11 protein-coding genes are annotated in these 14730 nt (G+C 30.5%); 1 reads left to right on the top strand and 10 read right to left on the bottom strand.

Features of this window, described 5'->3' with window-relative positions; genetic code table 11:
- Positions 1-19 precede the first annotated feature (19 nt).
- From rsmG to I6E17_RS03035, 10 genes are all read right to left on the bottom strand, one after another.
- Positions 20-721 carry a 16S rRNA (guanine(527)-N(7))-methyltransferase RsmG gene (rsmG, locus tag I6E17_RS03080; protein WP_176828747.1) on the bottom strand — a complete coding sequence of 234 codons (702 nt, stop codon included), beginning with the start codon at positions 719-721 and terminating at the stop codon, positions 20-22.
- Positions 721-2610 carry a tRNA uridine-5-carboxymethylaminomethyl(34) synthesis enzyme MnmG gene (mnmG, locus tag I6E17_RS03075; RefSeq protein ID WP_176828748.1) on the bottom strand — a complete coding sequence of 630 codons (1890 nt, stop codon included), beginning with the start codon at positions 2608-2610 and terminating at the stop codon, positions 721-723. Before mnmG ends, rsmG begins: the two co-directional genes overlap by 1 nt.
- Positions 2611-2625: 15 nt before the next feature.
- A complete protein-coding gene (locus I6E17_RS03070; protein ID WP_176828749.1) occupies positions 2626-3303 on the bottom strand; it encodes a potassium channel family protein in 678 nt (225 codons plus the stop codon).
- A 39-nt stretch (positions 3304-3342) separates the two neighbouring features.
- A complete protein-coding gene (locus tag I6E17_RS03065) occupies positions 3343-4680 on the bottom strand; it encodes a TrkH family potassium uptake protein (RefSeq protein WP_176828750.1) in 1338 nt (445 codons plus the stop codon).
- A 128-nt stretch (positions 4681-4808) separates the two neighbouring features.
- Positions 4809-5066, bottom strand: a complete 258-nt coding sequence (gene rpsO / locus I6E17_RS03060) for a 30S ribosomal protein S15 (RefSeq protein WP_176828751.1) — start codon at positions 5064-5066, stop codon at positions 4809-4811.
- 122 nt (positions 5067-5188) lie between these two features.
- Positions 5189-7363, bottom strand: coding sequence for an ATP-dependent zinc metalloprotease FtsH (gene ftsH, locus I6E17_RS03055; RefSeq protein ID WP_235235700.1), 2175 nt, complete (start codon positions 7361-7363; stop codon positions 5189-5191).
- Positions 7364-7442: 79 nt separating this feature from the next.
- Positions 7443-8792 (bottom strand): tRNA lysidine(34) synthetase TilS, encoded by a 1350-nt coding sequence (tilS, locus tag I6E17_RS03050; RefSeq protein ID WP_235235486.1) that lies wholly within the window; start codon positions 8790-8792, stop codon positions 7443-7445.
- Between the two features lie 38 nt (positions 8793-8830).
- On the bottom strand, positions 8831-10474 hold the full coding sequence (locus tag I6E17_RS03045) for a B12-binding domain-containing radical SAM protein (RefSeq protein ID WP_235235484.1): 1644 nt from the start codon (positions 10472-10474) through the stop codon (positions 8831-8833).
- 21 nt (positions 10475-10495) lie between these two features.
- The gene (gene mltG, locus I6E17_RS03040) at positions 10496-11440 is read right to left on the bottom strand and encodes an endolytic transglycosylase MltG (protein WP_176828755.1); all 945 of its coding nucleotides are present in this window, start codon (positions 11438-11440) and stop codon (positions 10496-10498) included.
- A 268-nt stretch (positions 11441-11708) separates the two neighbouring features.
- A complete protein-coding gene (locus I6E17_RS03035) occupies positions 11709-13427 on the bottom strand; it encodes a DEAD/DEAH box helicase (RefSeq protein ID WP_176828756.1) in 1719 nt (572 codons plus the stop codon).
- Positions 13428-13754: 327 nt separating this feature from the next.
- Here I6E17_RS03035 and I6E17_RS03030 point away from each other — a divergent pair, with 327 nt between their 5' ends.
- Positions 13755-14681 carry a DMT family transporter gene (locus I6E17_RS03030; protein WP_176828757.1) on the top strand — a complete coding sequence of 309 codons (927 nt, stop codon included), beginning with the start codon at positions 13755-13757 and terminating at the stop codon, positions 14679-14681.
- The last annotated feature ends 49 nt before the right edge of the window (positions 14682-14730 follow it).

Raw genomic sequence — 14730 nt, 5'->3', positions numbered from 1 at the left:
TCCCTCCTCTCAGCTTATTTTATAACGGTTTTTTTAATGGAATACCCACTCTTCTTGGATATTTTTTATCTGTCTTTCCTTTTTTAAGAACTTCAACTATAATTCTTTTATCTTTACAGTATGGAAGTTCCTCTTCATATATATCGGTAATTTCTGATTTCAGTATTTTAAGAGCTGACTGACTTTCTTTTTCTTCGTTTGTACCTTCCATTTTCTGAGGAAGAAATCTTCCTTCCACTTTTAAAAATGGAATAACATATTCAAGAATTGTATTAAGCTTAGATACCCCTCTGCAGAAACCTAAATCATAAGATTCACGGTTATCATCATTTATATACTCCTCTGCTCTTACATTAACGGGATCTGCATTAGTTAGATTCAATTTCTCCTTAACTTGTTTTAAAAAATTTATTTTTTTTCCAACAGAGTCAATAAGAGTAAACTGTATATTTGGGTTACATATAGCAAGAACCATTCCAGGAAATCCTGCTCCTGTTCCTATATCAAGTGCTTTTCCTTCACTGCATTTCATATATTTCATAAGAAGAATTGAATCTAGAAAATGTTTTTCTATTATTCCTTCTTCATCTCTTATTGCAGTAAGGTTTGTATGTGAATTATATTCCATAAGAAGTTTAAGATATTCCATAAGCTTATCTATCTTCTCATCATCTATTTCCACACCTATTCTTTTTATACCTTCTTTTAAATATTCTCTCATTAATTATGTCCTCTCATTTTTAAATAGATAAGAAGTACTTGGATATCTGCTGGAGACACTCCTGAAATTCTTGAAGCCTGTCCTATGTTCATAGGTCTTATAAGTTTTAACTTATCTTTCGCTTCTTTTGGAATATTTTCAAGGCTGTCATAGTCAATATCTGCTGGGATTTTTTTCTCTTCAAGCCCTTTATGTCTCTCTATCATTCTAAGTGATCTTTCAATATATCCTGAATATTTCACCTGTACTTCTACCTGATATTCTATATCTGAAATATAGTTTCCAAGCTCAAAGCCATCTATAAGCTCAGCCACATATTTAACATCATCATATGTTACATTTGGTCTTCTTAAAAATTCAAATAAAGTAATTCCGTTTTTAACTGGTTCTTCACCACATTTTTCAAGTACTTCGTTTACTCTTGGATTACTGCTTCCTATATGTTGCTTTTCTAATTTTTCAATTATTTCTTTTACAACTTTTTCTTTATAAAGAACTTTATCATATTCCTCTTTTGGAAGAAGCCCTATATCATAACCTATTTTTGAAAGTCTTAAATCTGCATTGTCCTCTCTTAAAATAAGTCTGTATTCACTTCTTGCAGTAAACATTCTATAAGGTTCATTTGTTCCTTTTGATACAATGTCATCTATAAGAGTTCCTATATATGAATCTGCCCTATCAAGAACTACTGGTTCTTTACCTTGAACCTTTCTTGCAGCATTTATTCCTGCCATTATTCCCTGTGCAGCAGCTTCCTCATATCCAGAAGTTCCATTTATCTGTCCTGCTGTGAAAAGATTTTCTATTTTTTTACTTTCAAGAGAATATCCTATTTCTTCAGTAAGAACATAATCATATTCTATTGCATAGGCATATCTCATTATTTTTGCATGTTCAAGTCCTTCTATTGCATTAAGCATTTTATATTGAACATCACTTGGAAGTGATGAAGAAAATCCACTTACATAGACTTCATTAGTGTCATATCCTTCTTTTTCAAGGAAAAGATGGTGTCTTTCCTTATCAGGATATCTAAATATTTTATCTTCTATTGAAGGGCAGTAACGAGGTCCTACACCTTGAATTGTTCCATTGAAAAGAGGAGATCTTTCTCTGTTGCTTCTTATAATTTCATGAACATTTTTATTTGTAAATAAAATATGACATGGTATTTGTTTTCTAGTTCTCACTTCTTCATCTGAAGTTCTGTTTGAGAATTTTAAAATCTGTGTATCTCCTGGCTGTTCTTCTGTTTTTGAATAATCTATTGTTCTTGCATCTATTCTTGGAGGTGTTCCTGTTTTAAATCTTCCAAGTTTTATACCAAGCTTTTCAAGAGAAGCAGGAAGTTCTTCAGATGAAAGTTCTCCCATTCTTCCTCCACTGAAATGTGTTTCTCCCACATGGATAAGCCCTCTCATAAATGTTCCTGTAGCTATTACAACAGTTTTAGCTCTGTATTCAACACCTTCTTTTGTTCTTATTCCTACAGCCTTATTTCCTTCTGTTATAATTTCTGTAACCATTCCTTGAATAACTTCAAGATTTTCTGTATTTTCAAGAGTTTTTTTCATTTCAATATGATATTTAGGCTTATCTGCCTGTGCTCTTAAAGATCTTACAGCTGGTCCTTTTTTAGTATTTAAAACTCTTATCTGAATAAAAGTCTTATCTATATTTCTTCCTATTTCTCCTCCAAGAGCATCAATTTCTCTTGCAAGATGTGATTTAGCTGGCCCTCCTATAGATGGATTACATGAAAGGTATCCTATTTTATCAAGACTTATTGTAAATATTGCTGTCTTAAGTCCCATTCTTGCTGGAGCAAGAGCTGCTTCACAACCTGCATGACCTGCTCCTACTACTATTACATCAAATTCCTGCATTTTATTTTATTCCCCCTAGTCTTCATTAAACTCTTTTTTCACAAGCCCATTAAGAGTATTTGCAGTTTTAGAGTCTGTTATCACTATAAGTATATCATTTTCTTCTATTTTTTCATTTGGATTTGGATTTGGTATAAATCTACCATTATATTTTTTTATTCCCACAACATTGGTATTATATTTTTTTCTTATTTCTGATTCCATAAGTGTTTTATCCCAGAAAATTGTAGGAGCTTTCACCTCTACAATAAGAAAATCTTGTGAGAATCTAAGGTGCTCTATCATATTAGGTTCCATTGCTATAAGAGCAGTTCTTTTACCTACATATTCTTCAGGATAAATTACCTGACTTGCACCTATTTTTTCAAGAAGTTTTCTGTGCTTTTTAGATGAAGCTTTAACTATTATATTCTGCACTCCAAGTTCTTTAAGATTAAGGCATATCATCATACTTGGCTCAACTGCTCCAACACATACAAAAACCGTATCAAAATTTCTTACTCCGATTTTTCTAAGCTGAGTATCATCTGCAGCATCAAGTATAAGCCCGTTTTCAAGGGTATTTGCATTTATAAGTTCCTGTACAACACAATCCTGTACATCTATACCTACAACCTCTTCTCCTGCCTCATAAAGAGTTTTTGCAACAGTAGAACCGAAGCTTCCAAGTCCTATTACAAGATATTGTTTCATTACATCTCCTTAAAATATATTCATTTATTTCTTTTCATCTTATCCTACAAGTATGTTTTCCTTAGGAAACTGAATCTTTTCAACTTTATTTGATCCTCCAAGAGCAAGGGCAAAAGTCATAGGTCCAAGTCTTCCAAGGAACATAGTACATATTATAAGAATTCTTGATATTGTTCCTAAATCTGCTGTAATTCCTAGAGAAAGCCCTGTTGTAGCAAAAGCTGAAATAACTTCAAATATTGCCTGTTCCAGTGTAAAATCTTCAATGCTCACTATTATAAGAGTTATTATTCCCACATAAAAAATAGAAAGCACCAAAACTGCTATGGCTCTGTTAAGAACTTCCCAGCCTATTCTTCTGTTAAAAATTACAACACTTTCTCTTTTTTTAACAACACTTATAACATAAAATATAAGCACACCAAAAGTTGTTGTTTTTATTCCTCCTCCTGTTGAACCTGGAGAAGCTCCTATAAACATAAGGATACAGAATAAAAATACAGATCCTTCAGTTAGATTTGCAAATGGAACACTGTTATAACCTGCCGTTCTTGTAGTTACACTTTGGAAAAAAGAAGCTAAAAGTTTTTCAGAAAAACTCATATCCCCTATAGTTCCTTTGTTTTTATATTCAAGAATGAAAAATAAAACAGTTCCCACAACAACAAGAATCATTGACACAAGAATTGCCACTTTTGAAGTAAGATCAAATCTTGTAACCCTTTTTCTTGTTGCAAGAAGTATAGAATCAATAACAGTGAACCCTATTCCTCCTATTATTATAAGATAAGCAGTCGTCATTATAATTGTAAAACTTCCTGCATATCCTTCAAGATTATTGCTGAAAAGACTGAAACCTGCATTACAGAAAGCTGAAATACTGTGAAATATTCCATAATATACAGCTTTTTTTACAGGCATATCCTGTGCAAATCTTAAGCCTAAGAATAAAGCTCCTATTCCTTCTATTATAACTACCGTTAAAAAAATCTTTCTCAAGAACCACAAAATACCTCCGTTGTTCTCAAGATTTCTTTCCTCTTTAAGAAGCTCTCTCTCTTCATATGTTATCTTTTTCCCTACAAGCAAAAGAATAAATGAGGAAAAAGTCATTATACCAAGACCTCCCAGCTGAATAAATATTAAAAGAATAATCTGCCCAGCTGTTGAAAGCTCTTTTCCTACATCAATTACACTAAGACCTGTTACACATACAGCAGAAGTTATTGTAAAAAGTGCTGTAAGAAAACTTAGGTTCTCTTCTCCTGAAGATGAAAATGGCATCATCAGAAGCAGTGTTCCCATAAGAATTGCTCCCATAAATCCAAGTATAAGTTTTCTTGAAAGAGAAAGTTTTCTAAAAAAAACAAATTTCATTGTTCTCCTCCGATGTTATTTTCCCTAGTTTATATTGTACTTTATTTCACTCTCGCTTTCAAGTTTATTTATTTCATTAAAAGTAAAAATCCCATAACCTCTTGGGAAGTTACGGGATTTAATTTTAACTATTTTCTGATTCCTAATTTAGCGATTAAAGATCTGTATTCTTCAATGTCTCTTCCTGCTAAGTAGTTAAGTAATCTTTTTCTTTTTCCTACTTTTTTAAGAAGTCCTAATCTTGAGTGGAAGTCTTTTTTGTGAACTTTTAAGTGTTCTGTTAAGTGGTTGATTTCCTCAGTTAAGATTGCGATTTGTACTTCTGTTGATCCAGTATCTTTTTCGTTTTTACCGAATTCAGCAATGATTTGTTGTTTAGTTTTCATTTAGCCTTTCCTCCTAGTTAATATTATTTAGTCCAAGAAACAGGCGGCTACTCCTGTAACCTAGATTAAATTTCCAAATTAGTATATCATTTATTTTATCTTTTGTAAAGCTTTTTATACTTTTATTTTTCTTCTTTTTCAGAAACTTCAGTGCTTTCTTTTTCCTCTGCTTTCACTTCTTCTTTTTCTTCTGAAACTACTTCTTCCTGAGAAGGAGTCTTATCTTTTGCAAGAGTTAAAGGAGGAAGTTCTTTTCCTTCCATAAGCATTTCAAATTCTTCCTGCATTATTGTCTCTCTTTCACAAAGAGCATGAGCAAGTCTGTCAAGTTTGTCTCTGTTAGCTTTTAAAGCCTCTATTGTTTCAGCATAAGTAGTTTTTACAAGTTTTATAATCTCTTCATCTACTTCTTTACCTGTTACATCACTGTAATATTTGCTCTGGAACATATCCCCTTCATTTGTACCATCAAGAAGGATTGGTCCAAATTTTTCGTTCATTCCATATCTTGTTACAATACTGTGAGCAATAGATGTTGCATGTTGAATATCACTGCTTGCTCCTGTATTAAGTTCTCCTGATACAAGTTCGTCAGCAGCTCTTCCTCCGTAAGCCATTTTCATTCTATTTATAAACCATTCTTTTGAATAGAAATATCTGTCTTCATTAGGAAGAGACATTGTGTATCCTCCTGCCATTCCTCTAGGAATGATTGTTACCTTATGCACAGGATCTGTGTCATTTAGATATAAGTAATTTATTACAGCATGTCCTGCCTCATGGTAAGCTGTTTTTAATTTTTCAGCTTCAGTTACAACTTTTGATTTCTTTTCAGGTCCCATTTCAACCTTTTCAGAAGCTTCTTCAAGATCTGCCATTGTTATTTCTGTTCTTCCTGCTCTTGCAGCAAGGATTGCAGCTTCGTTTAAGATATTTGCAAGGTCTGCCCCTACAAGTCCAACTGTTTTTCTTGCAACAGTTTCAAAGTTTACATCTTCTGCAAATTTCTTTCCTCTTGCATGAACTTCAAGGATTTCTTTTCTTCCTTTTATATCAGGTCTGTCTACAAATACTTGTCTGTCAAATCTTCCAGGTCTTCTAAGAGCTCTGTCAAGAACATCAGGTCTGTTTGTAGCAGCAATAACAATTATAGTTTCTTCATTTCCAAATCCGTCCATTTCAACAAGAAGTTGGTTAAGAGTTTGCTCTCTTTCATCGTTTCCTCCCCCTTGTCCAGAACCTCTTTTTCTACCTACAGCATCTATTTCGTCAATAAACACAATACATGGTGCATTTCTTCTTGCTCTTGCAAAAAGGTCTCTAACTCTTGAAGCTCCTACCCCTACGAACATTTCAACGAACTCAGAACCTGACATGCTGAAGAAAGGAACTTTTGCTTCCCCTGCAACTGCTTTTGCAAGAAGAGTTTTACCTGTTCCAGGACTTCCTAAAAGAAGAACCCCTTTAGGAATTTTTGCTCCAAGTTTTTTAAACTTTTCAGGCTCTTTTAAAAATTCAACAACTTCCTGAAGTTCGTGTTTAGCTTCATCTATACCTGCAACATCTTTAAATGTTGTATTTGAAATTTCTTCTCCATTTTCTTTGGCTTTAGATTTCCCCATATTGAAAATTTGAGGTCCTCCCCCTCCGCCTTTATTCATTCTGTTAAGCATGAAGAACCATACTCCTATAAGAAGAAGCATTGGGAACCATGATACAAGAAGGCTCACTAAGAAAGGAAGCTCCTGAGGTGGAACTGACTTAATAGTGATATCTGAATTTTCAAGAACTTTTACAAGATTAGGATCATTTCCAAGTCTGTCTGTAATCATTCTTGTTTTAAAGCTCTTTAAGTTTTCCCCTTCTCCTATAAATCCATATACATATCCCTCTTTTTCTTCAACTTTTGCTATCTGCTTGTTTTCAGACATTTTAATAAACTCTGTATAAGATACTTCCTTTGAAGGAATTTTCTCTACATCTGCAAGCATTGTAGGAAGTGATAGAAGAACTGTAAGAACAAATATCAGCATTACAAAACCTTTAAAGCTGAATTTTCCTTTTCCTTCTTTAAACTGCATTCTCATTCCAGAAGAAAGTCTTGATTTAAGCTCCTCTCTTTTTTCTTCAGGAGTTTTTTCTTTCTTGCTCTCTTCTTCTATTTCATTATCAGAAAAAGGTTTTTCTTCATTTTCTTTTTCATGATTTTCTTTATTTTCCTGTTTTTCTTCTTTCTTTTCTTCAGGTTTATTTTCTGTTTTGTTTTCTTCGTTTATTGTTTCTTTTTCACCTTTGATTTCTTCATTTTTCTTTTCTTCAGAAACACTTAAATTTGTGTCCTTTTCATTTAGTTGGTCCTTATCTTTATCTACGCTATTAGACACTATATTTCCTCCTTATTCTTAGTACTACATTTTCGCTCTCGTTGTCAGAAATGAATTTTCTGCTTTTTCTGATTCCTCCTGCCCATACTATTTCTTCGTTGTGGAGTATAACAGGAACTCTGTCTCTTTCTTCTTTAGGAACTTTTGAATTTATCATTATATCTTTTAACTTTTTATAGTTTTCCATTCCTGAAGGAAGAATTCTGTCCCCTTCTTTTCTGCTTCTTATAAAAAGTTCGTCCCCTTCGTTAAGATTAGTAACAAATTCGTATTTTGTGCCGTTCCCTGATTTTTTTTCTTTAAAAGCACTTATGATATATTCCCCGAATTCACATTCCCCCGGTATAATCATCTTTACTTCTTTGACTTCTTTTTGAGGCTTTTTGCTATTCACAACAAATATTTTATCATACTCTTTTATCAGAGTACAGTCTTTGTCTAATTTTATTTTTTTGCTTCCTCCTGAGAAAAGTATTTTTATTACTCCCTCAATTTTTCTTCTTGTTGTTTCTATATTATTTTTATTAAGATAATAATTTATAATTTTCCCTTTTATATAATCGCTTTTTTCTTTATTAAGCTCATAAGCCTTTAAAATATTATCTTCAGTTATATATTTTGAATAGTCAGGTTCTAGAATCTCATTTACTTCCCTTATCTCTTTTAAAAGATTTCCTATTTTTTCTTTAAATTTAGGATTATATCTTTTTTCTATAAAAGGTATAAGGTCAAGTCTTATACTATTTCTTGTATACTCATTTTCAAGATTTGTAGAATCTGTCATATAAGGAATATTATTTTCATCAAGATAATCCATAATATCTTTTTTGTATATTTCATTTATAGGTCTTATATACTTTTTATTATCTCTTGTATCATTTATTCCTTCAAGTCCCTCAAGAGAAGTTCCTCTAATAAGCCTGAAAAGAAAAGTTTCTATCTGATCATCAAGATTGTGTGCTAAGGCTATTTTATTTCCCTTTACCTTTTCCATAACCTCATCAAAAAAAGAATATCTTATCTCTCTTCCAGCTTCTTCAAGAGTTATTTTTTCCTCTTTTGCCATTTCTTCCATGCTTTTTCTTTTTACAAAAACTGAAAGATTATATTTTTTTCCAAGCTCTTTTACAAAGTTTTCATCTCTTAAGGCTTCTTCCCCCCTGTAAAGATGATTTATATGCACTGGAAAAATCTCTAAATTATATTCATCTTTTATTTTAAGCAGCACATCTAAAAGAAAGACTGAATCAGGACCTCCTGAACAGCCTATAACAATTCTGTCATTTTTTTCTATTAAATTTTTATCTTTTATTTTTTTTATAACTCTTTCCAATATATCCATAATCACTCCTATGAGAAGTATTATATCACAAATGTAGTTTATAAGGAAAAATATTTAGTTTCTCCTTTTTCATAGATAAAAATAATATCTGTTTCCTCTTCTTTATTTTCCAAGAAATTATAATTAAATCTTTCTATCTCTGTATTTTTATATGCTTCTCTTAAAGTTCTAAAATTCATCTTTTCAAGAGCATTTTTATATTTTTCTTTATCTTTAAAACTGTCAATCCACTCAGGATAGAATCCTGGCTTTCCAAGAAGAAGGTAATCCATTTTTAAACATTCAAGAAACATTTTTTCCTTGTCAAATCCCTTTTCTCTGTAGAAATCAACAAGATAATTAAACACTGCTGTCTCTCTGTTTCCTATGTCAAAATATCCTTTTTCTTTGTAATAATCTCCCACTGCTTCAAAAAACTTAAATGGACTTTCATAAAAATTATCAACTATAAATTTCACAGAATGTTTAAATTTATTTGAATTATAGTATAAATCAACAGCTTCTTCAATATCTTTTAATCTACATATCTCTTTATATGATATAAATTCATTTGAAAGAACTTCATAAGGAGGAAAATCTAAAAATTTATAATTAAATTTTTCTACATTATTCACCATCTCTGTTCCTTTTAAAATTTTAAGGAAACCAAGCTGTATCATTTCACACCCAGTGTCATATACATAGTCAAAGGATTTTCCAAAAGATTCATAATCCTCATAAGGAAGTCCTGCAATTAAATCTAAATGAAGATGAATATTTTTGTTTATAAATTTTACATTGTGAGAAAGCTTATCTAAAATATTATTTCTCTTTATATTTTCCATACTTTTGGGATTAATTGTCTGAACACCTATTTCAAACTGAAAGAACTTTCTAGGAACTTTCTTTAAAAATTCAAGGACTTCATCATCAAAAATATTAGCATTTATCTCAAAATGGAAAGTTATATTTTCTCTGTAGTTTTCCAGAAGAAACTTCCATATTTCAAGATATCTTTCTTTTCTAAGATTAAAAGTTCTATCAACAAATTTAACAAGCTTTGTCCCTGCATCTATAAATCTTTTTAAATCTTTTTTTGTTCTTTCAACTGAAAAATATCTAACTGTCTTATCTATAGAAGACATACAGTAAGAACAGCTGAAAGGACACCCTCTTGATGATTCATAATACATTATTTTATGAATGTCACTTACTTCTTCATCTGTATAAGGGAAGGGAATTATATCAAGATTTTCTATAAGTTCTTCATAGCCGTTAAACTTAATCTTGCCGTCCTCTCTGTAATATATCCCCTTAACATCTTTTATATCTTTTGTAAGATAGTTAAGAAGAATTTTTTCTCCCTCTCCTATTATCACTCCATCTATTTCAGGATTTTCTTCCATAATCTCACAAGGATTATAACTTACTTCAGGACCTCCTAAAATAATAAGAGTATCTTTAAGAACCTTTCTTAATTCCTTTGTTATTTTAAAAATAATCTCTTTATTCCAGATATATGTTGAAAAGAATATTTTTTCAGGTTCTTTTTCTCCTATATCTCTTACCATTTTCATAAGATTATTATTTATATTGCTTTCATAAATTTCAATTTTTTCATCACTGTATGCTTCTGTAAATCTTTTTAAATATCTTACAGCAAGATTAGTATGAACATACTTACTGTTTATACCTACAAGCATATTTTTACACATATATATCACCTATTTTTTCCTGTTGTTTCTCTGAAATTCCAGATGTTCCTTGTATGTTCTGCTGAAATAATGATATCCATCTCCTTTTGCCACAAAGAAAAGATAATCTGTGTCAGCAGGATTATAAGCTGCTTCAACTGATTTTATATCAGGATTTGCTATAGGAGCAGGAGGAAGTCCCTTATTTTTGTATGTATTGTAAGGAGAATCTATTTCCAAATCTTTATAATAAATTCTTCTTTTTGAGTAGTTAAAAAGATAATTTACTGTTGCATCTGATGAAAGAGTCATTCCTTTTTTCATTCTGTTATAAAAAGCTGAAGCAATCACAGGTTTTTCATCTGCTTTCACTGCCTCTTTTTCTATTATTGACGCCATAATAAGTTTTTTATAAAATTCCTCTTTATCAGGATATTTTTCAGGAGGGAATTTCTTTAAAAATTCTCCAAGTATCGTTTTTATAATATCTTTTTCTTCAAAATATTCTGAAAAATTATATGTTTCAGGATAGAAATATCCTTCAAAATTTCCTTTTGGAACAGGATAAGGAAAATCTTTTATATTATTAAGTTCCTCATAAAATTTTTCTTTATTTATTTTTCCCTCTGCTGTAAGTTTATTAACAATCTGTTCAAGGGAATATCCTTCAGGAATTGTAAATCTATATACTTTGTCTTTTCCAGATTCTAATACCTCAACAAGAGAGATTATAGAATATTCTCCCTTAAGTTCATAGTATCCAGCCTTAATATTTTTCCCCTGATTTTTAAACTTAAGGTAAAGCTTAAACATAAATTCCTCTGATACAGGAAGATCTTTCAAAGATTTTGAAATACTCTGTCCTTTTCTTATTTCAACAGTCTGATTATATTCTGTTTTTCTTGTAAGAGAAAATACAGTAAGAGATGTAACACCTACTATTATAAGGATAAGTATTCTTAAAACATTTTTCATTGTTTTTATTTTCCTCCAAAATAGATTATATATTAAAAAAGCTGTTGCATCTCTCAATTTATAAAAAAAATAAAATTTTAGAATATTGAAAATATTTTTGTAATTTATGAAGTGAGTTGAACGCTAAAAAATGATATGTTTGAGGGCAAAGCCCGAGTTTATCATTTTTAGTGAAACGAACAATATAAATAAAAAATATTTTCACAAGATAAAATTTTATTTTTTTATAAATATTTGCAACAACTTTTATAACAGTTGTTTTTAATTGTTATTTATTTTCTTTTTTAGTTCTTGTTCTTTTTGGTTTATCAGAAGATTTTTCTACTGATTTTTCATTTTTTCTTGCTGATCTTTTTCTGCCTGAATTTTTTTCTTTATTTTCGCTTTCGCTGTTTTCTCCCTTGCTTTTTTCTTTTGCTTTTTCAACAAGAGGTTTTCTTCCTTTTCTTACTTTCATAAAGATTTCAAGGATTACTTCAGCTTCAGCAAAAGGCACTGACATAAATGAGAAGTTTTCATAAACTTCAACACCTTTTATTTTATTGCTGTCTATATTTGATTCTTTTACAATAAATTCAACAAGTTTCTTAGGTGTTATCTTGTCAACTCTTCCAAGAGCAATGAAAAGTCTTGTTTTTCCTGTATGATCAACTGTTGCTTCTTCAATCTCATTATAGTTTGAAGTATCAAGCACATCTTCGTAAGCACTTTTTAATAAAGATGCCACTATTTCTTCTGGATTTCCTTCTTTTAATAGATCTTTTGCCATATCTAAGAATCCATTTAAGTTTCCTTCCTGAAGAATATTTGTAATATTTTCTATTATTCTGTGTTTTCTTGAAAGAATAACATCTTTTATTTCAGGAAGTTTTTCTTTTCTTATATCAGTTTTTGTTATTCTTTTTATTTGAAGAAGTTTTTTGTATTCTGAAGGAGTCATAAATGTTATTGCTGTTCCTTCTTTTCCAGCTCTTCCTGTTCTTCCTATTCTGTGTACATAGCTTTCTGCTTCTTGAGGAATTGCATAGTTAACAACATGAGTAAGATCATTTACATCTATTCCTCTTGCTGCCACATCTGTTGCTACAAGGATACTTAATTTTCTTGCTTTAAATCTGTTAAGAGTAACTTCTCTGTGCTTTTGAGTAATGTCTCCATGAAGTTCTCCTGCATCATAACCTCTGTCGTTAAGTTTTCCTGTAAGTTCATTTACATCATTTTTAGTTCTGCAGAAAACTATTCCATAAAAATCAGGTTCTAAATCTATTATTCTACAAAGAGCTTCAAATTTATCTTTCTGTTTTACTTCAAAGTAAATCTGATCTGTAAGATTTGTTGTAAGTTCTTTAGCTTCAACTTTTAAGATTTCATAATCTTTTCTCATATGGTTTTCAGCTATTTTTAAAATTTCTTTTGGCATTGTTGCAGAGAAGAAAAGCATTCTCTTATCTTTATTTGTGCTTTCAAGAATTTTTTCAATATCTTCAACAAATCCCATGTTAAGCATTTCATCTGCTTCGTCAAGTATGAAATATTCAAGTTTGTCCAGTTTTAAAACTTTTCTGTCTATTAAGTCCTGAACTCTTCCAGGAGTTCCAACTACAATATCAACACCTTTTTTAAGCTGTCTTATTTGAAGTTCAATAGACTGTCCTCCATAAACAGGAACTATTTTTAATTTTCTTCCGTTTGCAAAAGAGTTAATCTCTTCAGCAACCTGAATAGCAAGTTCTCTTGTTGGTGCAAGAACAATAGCTCTTACATTTCCGTTGCTTTTATCTATCATTTCCAGTATCGGTAAACCAAACGCAGCTGTTTTTCCTGTTCCTGTCTGAGCCTGACCGACTACATCTTTTTCACCTTTTAACAATACAGGTATAGTTAAAGCCTGTATCGGACTTGGTTCTTCAAACCCTTTCTTTGCAAGAGCTTTTATTGTTTTTTCACTTAAACCAAGTGCGGCAAATCCTTCTAATTTATTAACCATTCGTCACTTCCTTATTTTAAAAATTTATTTTTTATTATATTTTAATAATAGTACAATTATTTTTTATTCTTTTTACTATTCTGCTATAACCTAATAATTATATCACATCTTTTATAAAATGTATATTCTTTTTCTGAACATTTAATTATTTACCATGTTTCTTTACCGTTTTCTTATTTTATTATAAAATAAAGAACATATTTTTTAAAATTCATCAAAGATATATTTTTCTAATTTCATATATGAAATTTTTCAACCTCTTTTATCCTTGATATTTACAATTATTTATTTTACAATATACAGGATAATTTAAATTTTGGAGGAAAAATGGTTAAGAAAAATGGTTTGTTTTATGCCGTTCTGGCATCAGTATTGTGGGCTATTGTTAATCCTGTAATAAAAACAGGGCTTAGTTATGATATGTCTCCTATGAATTTCGCAGGTCTTAGATTTACTTCTGTGGGAATTATTCTTTTAGCTTATACTTGGCATAAAGGTATGTTTGCAGAAATAAAAAAATACAAAGATTTATTTCTTCTTCTTACTTTTGTAAATATATTTCTTGGATATGCAGCATTTTATATTGGGGTTAATCTTGCAGACGGAGCTGTTTCATCTATAATTATGGGAACAACACCTTTTGTAAATATTATACTTAGTCATATAATGACAACACATGATAAGCTTGACAGACATAAGGTTATAAGTATTTTAATCAGTCTTGTAGGACTTATTATGATTATAGGTGTGAAAAAAGGAGGATATTCTATAGGAGCTGTTGGTCTTACAGGAATAGCACTTTTATTTTTAAATATTATCCTTCAAGGATTTTCTGCTATAAAATTATCTGAATATAAAGCTAATATAGATCCAGTATTTTTAAATGCTGTTCAAATGTTTTTCGGAGGATTTCTTCTTTATATAGCAGGAGTATGTATTGAAGGATACCATAGCTTTATTGGAAAACCTCTGCCTTTTTATTTAAGTCTGGGAACTCTTGTTTTTGTTTCTGTATTTGCTTTTAGTTTTTGGTTTATGGCTCTTCAGGATAAAAATACAAAGGTTTCAGAAGTAAATATGTGCAGACTTATAAATCCAATTCTTGGAGCAGTTTTAAGTTGGATTATGCTTCCTGATGAAAAACCTTCTTTTAATACTGTAACTGGTATGATTATAATTGTATTTTCTCTTATTTTTTATTTCAAGGGAAAAGAATATTTTGATAAAAATAAAAATGAAGAAAAACCAGCATAAATTGCTGGCTCTTCTTCTGTGAACGATGTTTTTTGTTTTGACAGTTTTA

The sequence above is a fragment of the Fusobacterium perfoetens genome (assembly GCF_021531595.1).
GTDB lineage: Bacteria > Fusobacteriota > Fusobacteriia > Fusobacteriales > Fusobacteriaceae > Fusobacterium_B.
The sequence above is the reverse complement of the archived record's forward strand: the minus strand, read 5'-3'. Positions and strand labels throughout refer to the sequence as shown.